The 18,889-nt window shown below is 68.9% G+C and carries 16 protein-coding genes; 14 read left to right on the top strand and 2 right to left on the bottom strand.

What is annotated here, in order from left to right; genetic code table 11:
• The first annotated feature begins 181 nt into the window (after positions 1 to 181).
• The 4 genes from rplJ (at position 182) to C1I92_RS06635 (ending at position 9,202) form a co-directional block, all read left to right on the top strand.
• Entirely contained in the window at positions 182 to 796 is a 615-nt protein-coding gene (gene rplJ / locus C1I92_RS06650) for a 50S ribosomal protein L10 (protein WP_111253879.1), read from the top strand.
• A gap of 78 nt (positions 797 to 874) precedes the next feature.
• Positions 875 to 1,267, top strand: coding sequence for a 50S ribosomal protein L7/L12 (rplL, locus tag C1I92_RS06645; RefSeq protein WP_111253878.1), 393 nt, complete (start codon positions 875 to 877; stop codon positions 1,265 to 1,267).
• 464 nt (positions 1,268 to 1,731) lie between these two features.
• Entirely contained in the window at positions 1,732 to 5,202 is a 3,471-nt protein-coding gene (gene rpoB, locus C1I92_RS06640) for a DNA-directed RNA polymerase subunit beta (protein WP_111253924.1), read from the top strand.
• An 88-nt stretch (positions 5,203 to 5,290) separates the two neighbouring features.
• Complete coding sequence (locus C1I92_RS06635) at positions 5,291 to 9,202, top strand: DNA-directed RNA polymerase subunit beta' (protein ID WP_111253877.1); 3,912 nt, start codon at positions 5,291 to 5,293, stop codon at positions 9,200 to 9,202.
• 58 nt (positions 9,203 to 9,260) lie between these two features.
• Here C1I92_RS06635 and C1I92_RS33680 read toward each other — a convergent pair whose 3' ends face one another.
• Positions 9,261 to 9,410 carry a hypothetical protein gene (locus C1I92_RS33680; RefSeq protein ID WP_158564027.1) on the bottom strand — a complete coding sequence of 50 codons (150 nt, stop codon included), beginning with the start codon at positions 9,408 to 9,410 and terminating at the stop codon, positions 9,261 to 9,263.
• Positions 9,377 to 10,180: an ADP-ribosyltransferase domain-containing protein gene (locus tag C1I92_RS06630; protein WP_111253876.1), complete on the bottom strand. Its 804-nt coding sequence runs from the start codon at positions 10,178 to 10,180 to the stop codon at positions 9,377 to 9,379. The genes C1I92_RS33680 and C1I92_RS06630 overlap by 34 nt, the downstream gene beginning before the upstream one ends.
• Positions 10,181 to 10,271: 91 nt before the next feature.
• Here C1I92_RS06630 and C1I92_RS06625 point away from each other — a divergent pair, with 91 nt between their 5' ends.
• From C1I92_RS06625 to rplB, 10 genes are all read left to right on the top strand, one after another.
• Complete coding sequence (locus tag C1I92_RS06625) at positions 10,272 to 11,030, top strand: hypothetical protein (protein ID WP_111253875.1); 759 nt, start codon at positions 10,272 to 10,274, stop codon at positions 11,028 to 11,030.
• 387 nt (positions 11,031 to 11,417) lie between these two features.
• Positions 11,418 to 11,792 carry a 30S ribosomal protein S12 gene (rpsL, locus tag C1I92_RS06620; protein ID WP_026877502.1) on the top strand — a complete coding sequence of 125 codons (375 nt, stop codon included), beginning with the start codon at positions 11,418 to 11,420 and terminating at the stop codon, positions 11,790 to 11,792.
• Positions 11,792 to 12,262, top strand: a complete 471-nt coding sequence (gene rpsG, locus C1I92_RS06615; protein ID WP_092614269.1) for a 30S ribosomal protein S7 — start codon at positions 11,792 to 11,794, stop codon at positions 12,260 to 12,262. Before rpsL ends, rpsG begins: the two co-directional genes overlap by 1 nt.
• Positions 12,263 to 12,313: 51 nt before the next feature.
• Positions 12,314 to 14,419 carry an elongation factor G gene (gene fusA, locus C1I92_RS06610; RefSeq protein WP_111253874.1) on the top strand — a complete coding sequence of 702 codons (2,106 nt, stop codon included), beginning with the start codon at positions 12,314 to 12,316 and terminating at the stop codon, positions 14,417 to 14,419.
• Positions 14,420 to 14,534: 115 nt separating this feature from the next.
• Entirely contained in the window at positions 14,535 to 15,731 is a 1,197-nt protein-coding gene (tuf, locus tag C1I92_RS06605) for an elongation factor Tu (RefSeq protein ID WP_111253873.1), read from the top strand.
• Positions 15,732 to 16,056: 325 nt separating this feature from the next.
• Complete coding sequence (gene rpsJ / locus C1I92_RS06600; protein WP_026877498.1) at positions 16,057 to 16,365, top strand: 30S ribosomal protein S10; 309 nt, start codon at positions 16,057 to 16,059, stop codon at positions 16,363 to 16,365.
• A gap of 13 nt (positions 16,366 to 16,378) precedes the next feature.
• Positions 16,379 to 17,053, top strand: a complete 675-nt coding sequence (rplC, locus tag C1I92_RS06595; RefSeq protein WP_111253872.1) for a 50S ribosomal protein L3 — start codon at positions 16,379 to 16,381, stop codon at positions 17,051 to 17,053.
• The gene (rplD, locus tag C1I92_RS06590) at positions 17,050 to 17,700 is read left to right on the top strand and encodes a 50S ribosomal protein L4 (protein WP_111253871.1); all 651 of its coding nucleotides are present in this window, start codon (positions 17,050 to 17,052) and stop codon (positions 17,698 to 17,700) included. The genes rplC and rplD overlap by 4 nt, the downstream gene beginning before the upstream one ends.
• Positions 17,697 to 18,002, top strand: a complete 306-nt coding sequence (rplW, locus tag C1I92_RS06585) for a 50S ribosomal protein L23 (protein WP_046772618.1) — start codon at positions 17,697 to 17,699, stop codon at positions 18,000 to 18,002. The genes rplD and rplW overlap by 4 nt, the downstream gene beginning before the upstream one ends.
• Positions 18,003 to 18,037: 35 nt before the next feature.
• On the top strand, positions 18,038 to 18,874 hold the full coding sequence (rplB, locus tag C1I92_RS06580) for a 50S ribosomal protein L2 (protein WP_111253870.1): 837 nt from the start codon (positions 18,038 to 18,040) through the stop codon (positions 18,872 to 18,874).
• Positions 18,875 to 18,889 lie beyond the last annotated feature (15 nt).

Here is an 18,889-nt window from a genome sequence, read left to right as displayed (position 1 = left end):
GGTCTCACGGTCGCTTGCCGATCGTGACGAAGGCCCCGCAGCGATGTGGGCGGCCCGCGCAGGTGAGAGACGAACGTCGCGCCGTCGGCTGTGCCGCCGGTCTTCTTCGCCCCGCGCCTGCGCCGGGGCGTTCTTCATGTCTGCGGGCCTCCACCGGCACCCATCCGGAAGAAGGAGCCCCATGGCGAGGCCTGACAAGGCAGCCGCGGTCGCCGAGCTCGCGGACGAGTTCCGCGCCAGCAACGCGGTCGTGCTGACCGAGTACCGCGGCCTCACCGTCAAGCAGCTGACGGAACTGCGTCGGTCGCTCGGTGGGAACGCGTCCTACGCCGTGGTGAAGAACACGCTGACCAAGATCGCGGCGAAGGAAGCCGGGATCTCGGGGCTCGACGACTACCTCTCCGGCCCGTCGGCCATCGCCTTCGTCAAGGGCGACCCGGTCGAGGCCGCGAAGGGTCTGCGTGACTTCGCCAAGGCGAACCCCGTCCTCGTGGTGAAGGGTGGCCTGCTCGACGGGGCGCCGCTCACCGGTGAGGAGATCACCAAGCTCGCCGACCTCGAGTCGCGTGAGGTCCTGCTGGCCAAGCTGGCCGGTGCGATGAAGGCGTCGCTGCAGAACGCGGTGTCGCTGTTCCAGGCGCCGCTGGCGCAGACCGCTCGCGTCGTCGAGGCGCTGCGGCAGAAGGTCGAGGCCGAGGCGCCCGCCGCCGAGGCACCCGTCGCGGAGGCCGCCGACGCGGCCGAGGCCACGGAGGCCGCCGACGCGGCCGAGGCCACGGAGCAGAACGAGGGCTGACCACCGGGGGTCGTTCCACGGCCCCGAGCCCGTACGACAACCCGGCACTCAGCCGAACAGAGAAAGGAAACCGCCACCATGGCGAAGCTCAACACCGAGGAGCTCCTGGACGCGTTCAAGGAGATGACCCTCATCGAGCTCTCCGAGTTCGTGAAGAAGTTCGAGGAGACCTTCGAGGTCACCGCGGCCGCCCCGGTCGCCGTCGCCGCCGCTCCGGGCGCCGCTGGCCCCGGCGCCGCCGCCCCGGCCGAGGAGGAGAAGGACGAGTTCGACGTCATCCTCGAGGCCGCCGGCGACAAGAAGATCCAGGTCATCAAGGAGGTCCGGGGTCTGACCTCGCTCGGCCTCAAGGAGGCCAAGGACCTCGTCGAGGCCGCGCCGAAGCCGCTGCTCGAGAAGGTCAACAAGGAGGCCGCGGACAAGGCCAAGGAGGCCCTCGAGGCCGCCGGCGCCACCGTCTCCGTCAAGTGAGTCACTGACCCACTGACACACGCGGGCCCGGTACCCCCATCGCGGGGTGCCGGGCCCGTTTCGTGTCCGGTTCGTTCGCCCGCAGCGAAATTCGGCCGTCCGTTCCAGACCCCGGGACATGGCTCGCGACGCCGCTCCGGGGGCTCGAAACGGCGCGCCGCGCCACTGGATCGTACGTTCGGATGAGTCACCGATTGGCCGCTGAGCACGGTGAATGTGGCAATTAAGGTGCCATGTCGCTGATTCCGGGGGAGTTGGTGCTTGACGTGGGCGACCTCGTGACGAGATGCTGATCTGGCAGCGGGGTGGGGGATGCGAGACAGAAGGAAGCGCGGAGTGGCTGACCACTCGACAGCAGTGTGCCCACTGGGTTAGACTGCAGCTTTGCGCTGCCCTTCGCCGATGCTGCCCGCTTGGGTTGAGGACTGCGCGTGCATTCCGACCGTGTGCCCTCGGAAGGACCCCTGTTGGCCGTCACGCCCACCACCACTGCTGGCCCTAATGTCTCGCGTCGTATCTCTTTTGCCAAGATTCGCGAACCTCTTGACGTCCCGAACCTGCTCGCCCTCCAGATAGACAGCTTCGACTGGCTGCTCGGCAACGAGCGCTGGCAGGCGCGTGTCGCCGCCGCGGAGGCCGAGGGGCGTACCGACGTCAACACCACCTCGGGCCTGCAGGAGATCCTCGACGAGATCAGTCCCATCGAGGACTTCTCGGCGACGATGTCGCTGTCGTTCTCGAACCCCCGGTTCGAGGACCCGAAGAACAGCATCGACGAGTGCAAGATGCGCGACTTCACGTACTCCGCGCCGCTGTTCGTCACCGCCGAGTTCATCAACAACGAGACCGGCGAGATCAAGTCCCAGACCGTGTTCATGGGCGACTTCCCGCTCATGACCCCCAAGGGGACGTTCATCGTCAACGGCACCGAGCGCGTCGTCGTGTCGCAGCTGGTGCGTTCGCCGGGTCTGTACTTCGAGCGTTCGCTGGACAAGACCTCGGACAAGGACATCTACACGGCCAAGGTCATCCCGTCGCGGGGCGCCTGGCTGGAGTTCGAGATCGACAAGCGCGACATGGTCGGCGTCCGCCTCGACCGCAAGCGCAAGCAGAACGTCACGGTGCTGCTCAAGGCCATGGGCTGGACGAACGAGCAGATTCTCGAGGAGTTCGGCGACTACGAGTCGATGCGCGCCACCCTGGAGAAGGACCACACCACCACCCAGGACGAGGCGCTGCTCGACATCTACCGCAAGATGCGCCCGGGCGAGCCGCCGACGCGCGAGGCCGCGCAGCAGCTGCTCGAGAACGCCTACTTCAACCCCAAGCGCTACGACCTCGCCCGCGTGGGCCGGTACAAGCTGGGCAAGAAGCTCGGCGTCGACCTCGCGCTGGACCAGAGCACGCTGACGATGGACGACATCGTCGGCACGCTGCGCTACCTGGTGCGGCTGCACGCCAACGAGACGGAGATGACGACCGGCGAAGTCACCGTGCCGGTCGAGGTCGACGACATCGACCACTTCGGCAATCGCCGCATCCGCACCGTCGGCGAGCTGATCCAGAACCAGGTCCGCACCGGCCTGTCCCGCATGGAGCGCGTCGTCCGCGAGCGCATGACCACGCAGGACGTCGAGGCGATCACGCCGCAGACGCTGATCAACATCCGGCCGGTCGTGGCCGCGATCAAGGAGTTCTTCGGGACCTCCCAGCTGTCGCAGTTCATGGACCAGACCAACCCGCTGGCCGGGCTGACGCACAAGCGCCGGCTCAACGCGCTGGGTCCGGGCGGTCTGTCGCGTGAGCGGGCCGGCATGGAGGTCCGCGACGTCCACCCGTCGCACTACGGCCGCATGTGCCCCATCGAGACGCCTGAGGGCCCGAACATCGGCCTGATCGGCTCGCTGGCCACCTACGGGCGGATCAACCCGTTCGGGTTCATCGAGACGCCGTACCGCCGGGTCGTCGACGGCCAGGTCACCGACGACATCGAGTACCTGAGCGCCGACGAGGAGGACCGCCGGGTCATCGCGCAGGCCAACGCGCCGCTGACCGACGACAGCCGGTTCGCCGAGGACAAGGTGCTGGTCCGCAAGCGTGGCGGCGAGATCGAGACCGTGCCGGGCGGCGAGGTCGACTACATGGACGTGTCGCCGCGGCAGATGGTCTCCGTCGCCACCGCGATGATCCCGTTCCTGGAGCACGACGACGCCAACCGCGCGCTCATGGGCTCGAACATGCAGCGGCAGGCCGTGCCGCTGCTGCGCTCGGAGTCGCCGCTGGTCGGCACCGGCATGGAGTCGCACGCGGCCGAGGACGCCGGCGACGTCATCCTGGCCGAGAAGAGCGGCGTGGTCACCGAGCTGTCGGCCGACTACGTCACGATCATGGCCGACGACGGCACCTACCAGACCTACCAGCTGGCCAAGTTCCGCCGCTCCAACGCCGGGTCGTGCATCAACCAGAAGCCGATCGTCGACGAGGGGCAGCGGGTCGAGGCCGGCCAGGTCATCGCCGACGGCCCGTCCACCGAGCTCGGTGAGATGGCGCTGGGCAAGAACCTGCTGGTCGCGTTCATGTCGTGGGAGGGCCACAACTACGAGGACGCCATCGTCATCTCGCAGCGGCTCATCCAGGACGACGTCCTCACCTCGATCAAGATCGAGGAGCACGAGGTCGACGCCCGCGACACCAAGCTGGGCCCGGAGGAGATCACGCGGGACATCCCGAACGTCTCCGACGAGGTGCTCGCCGACCTCGACGAGCGCGGCATCATCCGCATCGGCGCCGAGGTCACCAACGGCGACATCCTGGTCGGCAAGGTCACCCCGAAGGGCGAGACCGAGCTGACCCCGGAGGAGCGGCTGCTCCGCGCGATCTTCGGTGAGAAGGCGCGCGAGGTCCGCGACACCTCGCTGAAGGTGCCGCACGGCGAGTCCGGCAAGGTCATCGGCGTCCGGGTGTTCGACCGCGACGAGGGCGACGAGCTCCCGCCGGGTGTCAACCAGCTGGTCCGCGTCTACATCGCCCAGATGCGCAAGATCCAGGACGGCGACAAGCTCGCCGGCCGGCACGGCAACAAGGGCGTCATCGCCAAGATCCTCCCGGTCGAGGACATGCCGTTCCTCGAGGACGGCACCCCGGTCGACATGGTGCTGAACCCGCTGGGCGTCCCGAGCCGGATGAACCTCGGCCAGGTCATGGAGACCCACCTCGGGTGGGTGGCCAAGACCGGCTGGCAGGTCGAGGGCGACGACGAGGAGTGGAAGACGCGGCTGCGCGGCATCGGCGCCGCCGAGGCGCCGGCCGACACCAAGGTCGCCACGCCGGTCTTCGACGGCGCGCGCGAGGACGAGATCGGCGGCCTGCTCGGGTCGACGCTCAAGACCCGCGACGGCGTCCGCCTCGTGGGCGGCGACGGCAAGGCCAACCTGTTCGACGGCCGGTCCGGCGAGCCGTTCCCGAAGCCGGTGGCGGTGGGCTACATGTACATCCTGAAGCTCAACCACCACGTCGACGACAAGATCCACGCCCGGTCGACCGGCCCGTATTCGATGGTCACGCAGCAGCCGCTGGGTGGTAAGGCGCAGTTCGGCGGCCAGCGCTTCGGCGAGATGGAGGTCTGGGCGCTCCAGGCCTACGGCGCCGCCTACGCGCTGCAGGAGCTGCTCACCATCAAGTCCGACGACGTCCCGGGCCGGGTCAAGGTCTACGAGGCCATCGTCAAGGGCGAGAACATCCCCGAGTCCGGTATCCCCGAGTCGTTCAAGGTGCTCTTCAAGGAGATGCAGGCGTTGTGCCTCAACGTCGAGGTGCTCTCCAGCGACGGGTCCCAGATCGAGATGCGGGAGACCGACGAGGACGTGTTCCGCGCGGCTGAAGAACTCGGAATCGACCTGTCCCGGCGCGAGCCGAGCAGCGTCGAAGAGGTCTGACGGTGGTGGGAGGCCGCTCGTCCGAGCCGGCCTCCCATTTCCGCCAGCCACCACAGACCTGACATATCTGAGCGAGAGAAGGACACACGTGCTCGACGTCAATTTCTTCGACGAGCTACGCATCGGCCTCGCGACCGCCGACAACATTCGCGAGTGGTCGCACGGTGAGGTCAAGAAGCCTGAGACCATCAACTACCGCACCCTGAAGCCGGAGAAGGACGGGCTCTTCTGCGAGAAGATCTTCGGTCCGACCCGCGACTGGGAGTGCTACTGCGGCAAGTACAAGCGCGTCCGCTTCAAGGGCATCATCTGTGAGCGGTGTGGCGTCGAGGTCACGCGCGCCAAGGTGCGCCGCGAGCGGATGGGCCACATCGAGCTGGCCGCCCCCGTCACGCACATCTGGTACTTCAAGGGTGTGCCGTCGCGGCTGGGCTACCTGCTCGACCTCGCCCCGAAGGACCTCGAGAAGGTCATCTACTTCGCCGCCTACATGATCACCTGGGTCGACGAGGAGTCGCGGCACCGCGACCTGTCCTCGCTCGAGGGCCAGATCGACGTCGAGCGCAAGCAGATCGAGCAGCGCCGCGACGCCGACATCGAGACCCGGGCGAAGAAGCTCGAGGCCGACCTCGCCGAGCTCGAGGCCGAGGGCGCCAAGGGCGACGCGCGCCGCAAGGTCAAGGAGTCGGCCGAGCGCGAGATGAGCCAGCTGCGCAAGCGCGCGGAGGCCGAGATCGACCGGCTCAACGCCGTGTGGGACCGCTTCCGCAACCTCAAGGTCCAGGACCTCGAGGGCGACGAGCTGCTGTACCGCGAGATGCGCGACCGCTTCGGTCAGTACTTCCGCGGCGGCATGGGCGCGCAGGCCATCAAGGAGCGCATCGACGGCTTCGACCTCGAGGCCGAGGCCGAGAAGCTGCGCGACCTCATCCGCACCGGCAAGGGCCAGAAGAAGACCCGGGCGCTGAAGCGGCTCAAGGTCGTCTCGCCGTTCCTGACGACGAAGAACGACCCGCGCGGCATGGTGCTCGACGCCGTGCCGGTGATCCCGCCGGACCTGCGCCCGATGGTGCAGCTCGACGGTGGCCGGTTCGCGACCAGCGACCTGAACGACCTGTACCGCCGCGTCATCAACCGGAACAACCGCCTCAAGCGGCTGCTCGACCTCGGCGCGCCGGAGATCATCGTCAACAACGAGAAGCGGATGCTCCAGGAGTCCGTGGACGCGCTGTTCGACAACGGCCGCCGTGGCCGTCCCGTCACGGGTCCCGGCAACCGGCCGCTCAAGTCGATCTCCGACATGCTCAAGGGCAAGCAGGGCCGGTTCCGGCAGAACCTGCTGGGCAAGCGCGTCGACTACTCCGGCCGTTCGGTCATCGTCGTCGGCCCGCAGCTCAAGCTGCACCAGTGCGGCCTGCCGAAGGGCATGGCGATCGAGCTGTTCAAGCCGTTCGTCATGAAGCGGCTGGTCGACCTGTCGCACGCGCAGAACATCAAGAGCGCCAAGCGCATGGTCGAGCGGGCCCGCCCGGTCGTGTGGGACGTGCTCGAGGAGGTCATCGCCGAGCACCCGGTGCTGCTGAACCGGGCGCCGACGCTGCACCGTCTCGGCATCCAGGCGTTCGAGCCGCAGCTGATCGAGGGCAAGGCCATCCAGATCCACCCGCTCGTCTGCACGGCGTTCAACGCCGACTTCGACGGCGACCAGATGGCCGTGCACCTGCCGCTGTCGGCGGAGGCGCAGGCCGAGGCCCGCATCCTGATGCTGTCCAGCAACAACATCCTCAAGCCGGCCGACGGCCGGCCGGTGACCATGCCGACGCAGGACATGGTGCTGGGCATCTACTTCCTGACCTCCGACCGGCCCGAGCAGGTCGGCGAGGGCCGGGCGTTCTCGTCCGTCGCCGAGGGCATCGCCGCGTTCGACCGCGGTGAGCTGTCGCTGCAGGCGCCGATCACCATCCGGGTGAACGACGTCGTGCCGCCGGCCGGCTACGAGACCCCGGAGGACTGGGAGACGGGTCAGCCGCTGACGCTGAGCACCACGCTCGGCCGGGCGCTGTTCAACGAGGCGCTGCCGCTGGACTACCCGTTCGTCGACGCCGTCGTGGACAAGAAGCGCCTCGGCAGCATCGTCAACGACCTCGCCGAGCGGTACCCGAAGATCCAGGTCGCGGCCACGCTGGACGCGCTGAAGGAGATCGGCTTCCACTGGGCCACCCGGTCCGGCGTGACGGTCTCGTTCGACGACGTCGTGGCGCCGCCGACGAAGGCCGGCATCCTCGAGGGCTTCGAGGCCAAGGCCGAGAAGGTCGAGCGCAACTTCGCCCGGGGTGTCATCTCCGACGGCGAGCGGCGCGAGGAGCTCATCGACATCTGGACCGACGCCACCAACGCGGTCGACGTGGCGATGCGCGAGTCGTTCGCGTCGGAGAACGCCATCAACATCATGGTGACCTCCGGCGCCCGCGGTAACTGGATGCAGATCCGCCAGCTGGCGGGCATGCGCGGCCTGGTCGCCAACCCGAAGGGTGAGACCATCCCGCGGCCGATCAAGGCGAGCTTCCGCGAGGGTCTGTCCGTCGTCGAGTTCTTCATCTCGACGCACGGCGCCCGCAAGGGTCTGGCCGACACCGCGCTGCGGACCGCCGACTCCGGTTACCTGACCCGTCGTCTGGTCGACGTCTCCCAGGACGTCATCATCCGCGAGGTCGACTGCGGCACCGAGCGTGGTCTGTCGCTGCCGATCGCGGTGACCGGCCCCGACGGCCGGCTCCTGGTCGACGAGCACGTCGAGACCTCGGTCTACGCGCGCTCGCTGTCCGAGGACGTCGTGGCGCCCGACGGCACCAAGGTGGCCTCGGCCGGCGACGACCTCGGCGACGTCGAGATCGGCCGGCTGGTGGCCGCGGGGGTCGAGAACGTCCGCGTCCGCTCCGTGCTGACCTGCGAGAGCAAGACCGGCGTCTGCGCCATGTGCTACGGCCGGTCGCTCGCGTCGGGCAAGCTCGTCGACGTCGGCGAGGCGGTCGGCATCATCGCCGCCCAGTCCATCGGCGAGCCCGGCACCCAGCTGACCATGCGGACGTTCCACACCGGCGGTGTCGCCGGTGAGGACATCACGCACGGCCTGCCGCGTGTGGTCGAGCTGTTCGAGGCGCGTGCCCCGAAGGGCAAGGCCCCGCTGTCGGAGGTCTCCGGCCGGATCCGGGTCGAGGAGGACGCCAAGGGCGCCCACGCGGTCATCGTTCCCGACGACGGTAGCGAGGAGCAGTCGTTCCCGCTGTCGCGCCGCGTGTTCGAGTGGACCAACCGGCGCGCCCCGGGCATCGCCCAGTGGCGTGTGCAGGACGGCGACCGTGTCGAGGTCGGCGAGCTGCTGCACTCCGGTACCGCCGACCCGCACGACGTGCTGCGGGTCCAGGGCCAGCGGGCGGTCCAGGTCTTCCTGACCGACCAGGTCCAGGAGGTCTACCGGTCGCAGGGCGTGTCGATCCACGACAAGCACATCGAGATCATCGTGCGGCAGATGCTGCGCCGGATCACCGTGCTCGAGAGCGGCACCACCGACCTGCTCCCCGGCGAGCTGGTCGAGCGGTCGCGGTTCGAGGAGGAGAACCGGCGTGCGGTCGCCGAGGGCGGTCAGCCGGCCTCGGGTCGTCCGCAGCTGATGGGCATCACCAAGGCGTCGCTGGCCACCGACTCGTGGCTGTCGGCGGCGTCGTTCCAGGAGACCACGCGGGTGCTCACGGAGGCGGCGATCAACGCCAAGTCCGACCCGCTGATCGGCCTGAAGGAGAACGTCATCCTCGGCAAGCTGATCCCGGCCGGTACGGGCCTGCCCCGCTACCGCAACCTGCGGGTCGAGCCGACCGAGGAGGCCAAGGCGGCCATGTACTCCATGGTCGACTACGGCGCTGACTACTCCGACTACGAGTTCGGCCAGGGGTCCGGCGAGGCCGTTCGCCTGGAGGACTACGACTTCGGCTCGTACAACTGACGAGTCCGGCGTCCGTGATCGACGGCGCCGTCACCCCTCGTGGGTGGCGGCGCCGTCGTCATTCCTCGACGACCTCCAGGCCCTCCGGGGCGGCCGCCTTCCGCGTGGCCGGCTCGCTCGTCGCCGGGGTGCCGTCGTACACGGCCCGCAGGTAGGCGGCCTTCTGGTCGTCGCTCAGCCGGTCGTAGACGTCGCGGTCGAAGCGCATCGCGGCACCTCCTCCAGCAGGAAGCTCCAGCAGCCGCGCTCGTCGTCCCACGATCGGTCCAGCACGCGGAACCGGGTGCCGGGCGGGTACAGCACCTCGGCCTCGTGCTCGTACAGCGACAGCCGGCGGATGTCGGCGCCGCTGCGGCCGACGATGGTGAGGAACGTGTTGCCGCCGGCCCGGAACGCGTGTGCGACGGCCGCGCTGGCCGAGGCGCTGGCGAAGCCGCGGTCGGCGACGACGACACCGGGCCGCCAGCGCTCCAGCTGCTCGGCCGGCAGCGTCGTGCCGCGGTAGGCGACGCCGGTGAACCGTGGCAGGGCCGCCAGCCCGGCGATCGCGTCGCCGGCCAGCCGGCGCAGCTCGGCCCGGCGCGGTTCCGGCGTGCTCGCCGGGTCGCGCAGGTACCGGTTCAGCTCCGTCACGCCGGCGACGGTGGTGTAGTGCCGCAGCGCCTCCCGCTGTGCCGCGGCGAGCGGGCCGTCACGGGGCCGGCGCAGCAGCACCTCGAGCTCGCCGCCGGCGCCGTCGATCAGCGGCGTCAGCTGGGCGGTGGCGGCCGTGAGCGCCTGTTGCATCGCGACGCCGGCGGCGCGGACGACGTCGTGCTGATCCGGTGGCAGCGCCGGCCCGGCGCGGCGCCGGACCTCGTCGACGTGGGCCAGCACCGCCGCGGCGAGGACGCCGGCGCCGTCACGAAGCAGGCCGGACAGCGCCGCCAGCTCCAGGGCTGCGGTCCGGACCGGCCGGGCGGAGGTCGAGAGGGCCACACCTCCTATGGGTGGTTTCCGGAGCCCGAATGTGACAGCGCCCCAGTAGATTTGCTGCGATTGGCGCCCGCACCCCGCGAGGAGGAGTCGGATGACCGACGCGACCGTCGGCCTGCTCCGTGACGCCGGCCTGCTCGCCGGCGAACCGGACGAGCTGTACCGCGAGTGGGTCCGCTGGACGCTGGCCGCCGGCCACGCGCCGGCCGACGTGGTCGAGGTCGCACGCGCGGAGAACGTCACAGCGACGACGTTCGCGCCGCTGGCCGGCCGCACCGTCTGGCGCGGGCCGGACCGCCGTCCCTACGTCCGCATCGACGACGCCCGCCGGGCCCGCGAGCTGGCCCGGCTGACCGAGCTGCTCAACGGCGGCCGGCCCAGCCGCACCGACCCGCGGCGCGACCGCAACCGCTGGTCCTACAGCGGCATGCTCGGCCTCAACCGGGGTGACGCCGGCACGACGGTGAAGCGCGGCGCGCTGGTCGCGACCCCGGAAGGCACGCTGATGGCGGTGGCCGGCCGCCGCGCGCTGCGCACCCTGCCGAACCCGGTGGACTGGTTCGCCGCCCGCGGCGGCACCACCTGGGGCGAGATGTACCTCGTCAACGGCTCGTTCGACGACCCGGCCGAGATCCTGCGGACCACGGTCGAGTCGGGCCGGAAGCCGCCGGGCTCCGGCGCGCCGAGCCTGGCCCGGCTGCTGCGGCACGAGCGGGTCCACTCCGAGCAGTGGGCGCGCTACGGCTACGCGCGGTTCATCTGGGAGTACGTCATCCGCCACAACCCCAACAAGCCCTGCGAGCACCCGCTGGAACGCGAGGCCGGCCTGGAGGACGGCGGCTACCGCTGCTGACCCCGCGCCGCCCCCGCCGGAGGTGGCGCGGCGTGGGGTCGTGACGTGGGCGTGACCGGTGCGTTATGGTCGGTAGGCGTTACCCCGTCGAGCTGCGGCATCACTTTGACCTGGGTACCCTCGACCGGGTAATCTCAGTCTTCGTGCCTGGACTGCTCCGGGCAATCCGGCGCGCCCGGCAGCAGAAGCCAGCGCATACCGGACAGATCAACCGACCACATCGATCGGATGCCTGATCGTGCGGCGTGGGACCGGGCCGACACGCCCGACCGCGGGGGTCGCCGGAAGGCTCCCGTGACCTGCGCCGATGGCAGGCCGAAGGCCGATGTGATCCCCGGAAACCAGACCAGTCGAGGCAGTTCGACGAGCAGAGGACACGGAGACGTAGTGCCTACGATCCAGCAGTTGGTCCGCAAGGGCCGCCAGGACAAGGTCGCCAAGAACAAGACCCCGGCGCTCAAGGGCAGCCCGCAGCGACGCGGCGTGTGCACGCGCGTGTACACCACCACGCCGAAGAAGCCGAACTCGGCTCTTCGCAAGGTTGCCCGTGTCAAGCTGACCAGCCAGATCGAGGTCACCGCCTACATCCCCGGTGTCGGCCACAACCTGCAGGAGCACTCGATGGTGCTCGTGCGTGGCGGCCGGGTGAAGGACCTCCCGGGTGTCCGGTACAAGATCATCCGCGGTTCGCTCGACACCCAGGGTGTGAAGAACCGCAAGCAGGCGCGCAGCCGCTACGGCGCGAAGAAGGAGAAGAGCTAATGCCGCGGAAGGGTCCGGCTCCCAAGCGGCCGGTCGTCGTCGACCCGGTGTACGGGTCGCCGCTGGTCACGCAGCTGGTCAACAAGGTGCTCGAGGACGGCAAGAAGTCCATCGCCGAGGGCATCGTGCACGGCGCCCTCGAGGGCTGCCGCGAGAAGACCGGCACCGACCCCGTCGTCACGCTCAAGCGCGCGCTCGACAACGTCAAGCCGACGCTCGAGGTCCGCAGCCGCCGTGTCGGTGGCGCGACCTACCAGGTGCCGATCGAGGTGCGCGCCGGCCGCAGCACCACGCTGGCCCTGCGCTGGCTGGTCAGCTACTCCCGCGCCCGTCGTGAGAAGACCATGACGGAGCGTCTGATGAACGAGATCCTCGACGCCTCCAATGGCCTCGGTGCCAGCGTGAAGCGTCGCGAGGACACCCACAAGATGGCCGAGTCGAACAAGGCCTTCGCGCACTACCGCTGGTAGTCGCTGGCGCCGAGTCGACGAGACCGCATATAAGGAAGCGAACGCACGCACATGGCGACCGACCTCCGCAAGCTCGATCTGGCCAAGGTCCGCAACATCGGCATCATGGCCCACATCGACGCCGGCAAGACCACCACCACCGAGCGGATCCTGTACTACACCGGTATCAACTACAAGATCGGTGAGGTCCACGATGGCGCAGCCACCATGGACTGGATGGAGCAGGAGCAGGAACGCGGCATCACGATCACCTCGGCCGCGACCACTTGTGAGTGGGACGACCACACCATCAACATCATCGACACGCCCGGCCACGTCGACTTCACCGTCGAGGTCGAGCGGTCGCTGCGCGTCCTGGACGGCGCCGTGGCCGTGTTCGACGGCGTCGCGGGTGTCGAGCCGCAGTCGGAGACCGTCTGGCACCAGGCGAACAAGTACGGCGTGCCGCGGATCTGCTTCATCAACAAGCTCGACCGCACCGGCGCGGAGTTCCACCGCTGCGTCGACATGATCGTGTCGCGGCTCAAGGCGACCCCGCTGGTGCTGCAGCTGCCGATCGGCGCCGAGGCCGACTTCCGCGGCCTGGTCGACCTCGTCGACATGAAGGCTCTGGTCTGGTCGGCCGAGACGCCGCTGGGCGAGATGTACGACACCGTCGACATCCCGGACACCCACACCGAGGCCGCCCAGGAGTGGCGCGACCGGCTGCTCGAGACCATCGCCGAGAACGACGAGGCGATGATGGAGCTCTACCTCGACGGCAAGGAGCCCGACCGCGACGAGCTGATCGCCGCGATCCGCCGGGCGACCATCGCCGGCAACCTGACCCCGGTGCTCACCGGCTCGGCGTTCAAGAACAAGGGCGTGCAGCCCATGCTCGACGCCGTGGTGCGCTACCTGCCGTCGCCGCTCGACGTCGGCGCGGTCGAGGGCCACGCGGTGAACGACGAGGAAGAGATCCTCACCCGCGAGCCGGACGAGGACGCTCCGCTGTCGTCGCTGGCGTTCAAGATCATGGCCGACCCGCACCTGGGCAAGCTCACGTTCGTCCGGGTCTACTCGGGCACGCTGACCGCCGGCACCATGGTGCTGAACAGCACCAAGGGCAACAAGGAGCGCATCGGCAAGATCTACCGGATGCACGCGAACAAGCGTGAGGAGATCGACAAGGCCAGCGCCGGCCAGATCGTCGCCGTCATGGGGCTGAAGAACACCACGACGGGCGACACGCTGTCCGACGCCGGCAAGCCGGTCATCCTGGAGTCGATGAAGTTCCCGGCGCCGGTCATCCACGTCGCCATCGAGCCGAAGACCAAGAGCGACCAGGAGAAGCTGGGCACCGCGATCCAGCGCCTCGCCGAGGAGGACCCGACCTTCCAGGTCCGCACCGACGAGGAGACCGGCCAGACGGTCATCTCCGGCATGGGCGAGCTGCACCTCGAGGTGCTGGTCGACCGCATGAAGCGCGAGTTCAAGGTCGAGGCGAACGTCGGCAAGCCGCAGGTCGCCTACCGCGAGACCATCCGCCGCAAGGTCGAGAAGGTCGAGTACACCCACAAGAAGCAGACCGGTGGGTCCGGCCAGTTCGGCCGCGTCATCATCGACATCGAGCCGACGGGTGGCGAGGGCGACGGCGGGTACGAGTTCGTCAACGCCGTCACCGGTGGCCGCATCCCGCGGGAGTACATCCCGTCGGTCGACGCGGGTGTCCAGGAGGCGATGGAGTTCGGCGTCGTCGCCGGCTTCCCGCTGGTGGACGTGAAGGTGACGCTGCAGGACGGCGCCTACCACGACGTCGACTCCTCGGAGCTGGCGTTCAAGATCGCCGGTTCCATGGCGTTCAAGGAAGCTGCTCGGCGCGCCGACCCGGTGCTGCTCGAGCCGATGTTCGAGGTCGAGGTGTCCACGCCCGAGGACTACATGGGCGAGGTCATCGGCGACCTCAACTCCCGCCGTGGCCAGATCCAGGCCATGGAGGAGCGCGCCGGCCAGCGCATCGTCAAGGCGCTGGTCCCGCTGTCGGAGATGTTCGGCTATGTCGGTGACCTCCGCAGCAAGACCCAGGGCCGGGCAAGTTACTCGATGCAGTTCGACTCCTACGCCGAGGTTCCCCGGAACGTGGCGGAAGAGATCATCAAGAAGGTCCGGGGAGAGTAGTCTCCCTCGGGTTTTCAGCCCGGCTGGCAAGAGCAATCCCGACCAGAAACAGATAGCCGAACACACCGCACCAGCGGGGATCGGCAACGTACGAAGTCCACAGGAGGGCCCTACAGTGGCTAAGGCGAAGTTCGAGCGGACCAAGCCGCACGTCAACATCGGCACCATCGGTCACGTCGACCACGGCAAGACCACGCTCACGGCTGCCATCACGAAGGTGCTGCACGACAAGTACCCGGACCTGAACGAGACCTTCGCCTTCGATGACATCGACAAGGCGCCGGAGGAGAAGCAGCGCGGTATCACGATCAACATCGCGCACGTCGAGTACCAGACCGAGAAGCGTCACTACGCGCACGTCGACGCCCCGGGTCACGCCGACTACATCAAGAACATGATCACCGGCGCGGCTCAGATGGACGGCGCGATCCTCGTGGTCGCGGCCACCGACGGCCCGATGCCGCAGACCAAGGAGCACGTGCTGCTGGCCCGTCAGGTCGGCGTGCCGTACATCCTGGTCGCGCTGAACAAGGCCGACATGGTCGACGACGAGGAGATCCTGGAGCTCGTCGAGCTCGAGGTGCGTGAGCTGCTCTCCGAGTACGAGTTCCCGGGCGACGACGTCCCGGTCGTCAAGGTCTCGGCGCTGAAGGCGCTCGAGGGCGACGCCGAGTGGGTCAAGACCGTCGAGGAGCTCATGGAGGCTGTCGACGAGAACGTGCCGGACCCGGTGCGCGACATCGAGAAGCCGTTCCTGATGCCGATCGAGGACGTCTTCACGATCACCGGTCGTGGCACGGTCGTCACCGGCCGCGTCGAGCGCGGTGTGCTGAAGGCCAACGAGGAGGTCGAGCTCGTCGGCATCCGTCCCGGCCCGGCGCAGAAGACCACCGTCACCGCCGTCGAGATGTTCCGCAAGACCCTCGACGAGGCGCGCGCGGGCGAGAACGTCGGCCTGCTGCTGCGTGGTACCAAGCGCGAGGACGTCGAGCGCGGCATGGTCGCGGTGAAGCCCGGCAGCAACACGCCGCACACCGACTTCGAGGCGCAGGTCTACATCCTGTCCAAGGACGAGGGTGGCCGGCACACGCCGTTCTTCAACAACTACCGTCCGCAGTTCTACTTCCGGACCACGGACGTCACCGGCGTCGTCACGCTGCCCGAGGGCACCGAGATGGTCATGCCGGGCGACAACACCTCCATGAGCGTCGAGCTGATCCAGCCCGTCGCCATGGAGGAGGGTCTGAAGTTCGCCATCCGCGAGGGTGGCCGGACCGTCGGTGCCGGCAACGTCACCAAGATCCTCAAGTAGTCGACATTGCGAGGGGCGGCCGCACCGGCCGCCCCTCGCACCGCGATTGGCCTCAGCCAATCTGATCTGGCATACTGTTCAGGTTGCTCGGCGGAGGGCGACGTCAGCGCTGTGCGCTTGTGACGAAGAACTCCGATGGGGCTGGCGCCACGCCGTCATGGCGTGCCGTGGCCGGCCGTCAATCCCCGGTGATCAGCGTGAAACGTCGCGGCATGCATGTGCCACGAGGCGCGACACGCCCGACCGCGGGGGTCGGCGGAGCAGCAGCTCAGTGTTCGTTCAGATCGGGTCTTAGCAGTACGAAGAGTGAGGACGACAAGCAGCCATGGCGGGACAGAAGATCCGCATCCGGCTCAAGGCCTATGACCACGAGGTCATCGACACGTCGGCGCGCAAGATCGTCGACACGGTGACGCGCACGGGTGCGCAGGTCGCAGGCCCGGTGCCGCTGCCTACCGAGAAGAACGTGTACTGCGTCATCCGATCGCCGCACAAGTACAAGGACAGCCGCGAGCACTTCGAGATGCGTACGCACAAGCGGCTCATCGACATCATCGACCCCACGCCGAAGACCGTCGACTCGCTGATGCGGCTCGACCTGCCGGCCGGCGTCGACATCGAGATCAAGCTCTGAGGGACCGCCGACGATGAGTATTCAGTCTTCCGAGGCCGCCACCACGGTGCGCAAGGGCCTGCTGGGCGAGAAGCTCGGCATGACCCAGGTGTGGGACGAGAACAACCGGATCGTCCCGGTCACCGTGATCAAGGCCGGGCCGTGCGTGGTCACGCAGGTCCGCACGCCCGACAAGGACGGCTACGACGCGGTCCAGCTCGGCTTCGGCGCGCCGAACCCGCGCAAGGTCACCAAGCCCGCCCAGGGTCACTTCGACAAGGCCGGCGTGACGCCGCGCCGGCACGTCGCCGAGCTGCGCACCGCCGACGCCTCCGAGTACACGCTCGGCCAGGAGGTCACGGTCGAGGTGTTCGAGGCCGGCCAGGAGGTCGACGTCACGGGCACCACGAAGGGCAAGGGCTTCGCCGGCGTCATGAAGCGCCACGGCTTCCACGGCCTGCGCGCCTCGCACGGTGTGCAGCGCAAGCACCGCTCGCCGGGCTCCATCGGCGGCTGCGCCACCCCGGGCCGCGTCTTCAAGGGTATGAAGATGGCCGGCCGGATGGGCGGCGAGCGCATGACCACCCAGAACATCGCGGTCCAGGCCGTCGACGCCGAGCAGGGGCTGCTGCTCCTCAAGGGCGCCGTGCCGGGCCCCAACGGCGGTCTGGTCTTCGTCCGCACGGCCGCGAAGGGAGTGACCCAGTGAGCACCGTCACGGTTCTCGACGCCGCCGGCAAGAAGTCCGGCACGGTCGAACTTCCGGCCGAGGTCTTCGAGGTCCAGGTCAACGTCCCGCTGATCCACCAGGTCGTGGTGGCCCAGCTGGCCGCGGCCCGGCAGGGCACGCACGCCACCAAGACCCGTGCGGAGGTGTCCGGCGGTGGCGCCAAGCCGTACCGCCAGAAGGGCACCGGCCGGGCCCGCCAGGGCTCGATCCGCGCGCCGCAGTTCACCGGCGGTGGCATCGTCCACGGCCCGCAGCCGCGCGACTACTCGCAGCGGACGCCGAAGAAGATGAAGGCCGCCGCGCTGCGCGGCGCGCTGTCCGACCGGGCGAGCCACGGCCGTGTGCACGTGGTCACCGGCTTCGTCGACGGCGACGCCCCCAGCACCAAGGCGGCCCTGAAGGCCCTGCAGTCGCTCACCGAGCGGCGCAGCGTCCTGGTCGTGGTCGAGCGGGGCGACGAGCTGACGCTGAAGAGCCTGCGCAACGCGCCGCAGGTGCACCTGCTCGTGGCCGACCAGCTGAACACCTACGACGTGCTCTGCTCCGACGACGTCGTCTTCACCAAGGGCGCGCTCGACGCGTTCCTCGGCGCGGGCGAGCAGGCCGCTGAGGAGGGCACCAAGTGACCGTCAACCGCAGGGACCCGCGCGACATCCTCATCGTGCCGGTCGTGTCCGAGAAGAGCTACGGCCTTCTGGACGAGAACAAGTACACCTTCGTGGTCGCGCCCGACGCGAACAAGACCGAGATCAAGATCGCGGTCGAGAAGGTGTTCAACGTCAAGGTCACCGGTGTCAACACCCAGAACCGCCAGGGCAAGCGTCGCCGCACCCGCTTCGGCGTGGGCAAGCGCCCGGACACCAAGCGCGCGATCGTGACGGTCGCCGAAGGCCAGCGCATCGACATCTTCTCCGGCCCGGTCGGCTGAGCCGGCCAGGACACGAGCTACTGAGGTAACGACGAATGGGAATCCGTAAGTACAAGCCGACGACGCCGGGCCGACGCGGCTCCAGCGTCGCCGACTTCGTCGAGGTCACCCGGTCCACGCCCGAGAAGTCGCTGGTGCGGCCGCTGCCCAAGAAGGGCGGCCGCAACAACTCCGGCAAGATCACGACGCGGCACCAGGGTGGCGGCCACAAGCGCCAGTACCGGGTGATCGACTTCCGCCGGGCCGACAAGGACGGCGTGCCGGCGAAGGTCGCGCACATCGAGTACGACCCGAACCGCACGTCGCGCATCGCGCTGCTGCACTACGCCGACGGCGAGAAGCGCTACATCCTGGCGCCGTTCCGCCTGGCGCAGGGCGCCACGGTCGAGGCCGGCCCGAGCGCGGACATCAAGCCCGGCAACAACCTGCCGCTGCGCAACATCCCGGTCGGCACCGTGGTGCACGCCATCGAGCTGCGGCCCGGTGGCGGCGCCAAGATCGCCCGCTCCGCCGGCGCCAGCGTCCAGCTGGTCGCCAAGGAGGGCACCTGGGCGCAGCTGCGCATGCCGTCCGGCGAGATCCGCAACGTCGACGTGCGCTGCCGCGCCACCGTCGGCGAGGTCGGCAACGCCGAGCAGTCGAACATCAACTGGGGCAAGGCCGGCCGCATGCGCTGGAAGGGCAAGCGCCCGACGGTCCGCGGTGTCGCCATGAACCCGGTCGACCACCCGCACGGTGGTGGTGAGGGCAAGACCTCCGGTGGTCGTCACCCGGTCAACCCGAACGGTCGTCCCGAGGGGCGCACCCGCCGGAAGAACAAGCCCAGCGACCGTCAGATCGTCCGCCGTCGCAAGACCGGCAAGAAGCGCTGAGTCGGGAGTAGGAAC

The sequence above is a fragment of the Jiangella anatolica genome, from assembly GCF_003236295.1.
In the GTDB taxonomy this organism is placed as follows: domain Bacteria; phylum Actinomycetota; class Actinomycetes; order Jiangellales; family Jiangellaceae; genus Jiangella; species Jiangella anatolica.
The sequence above is the reverse complement of the archived record's forward strand: the minus strand, read 5'-3'. Positions and strand labels throughout refer to the sequence as shown.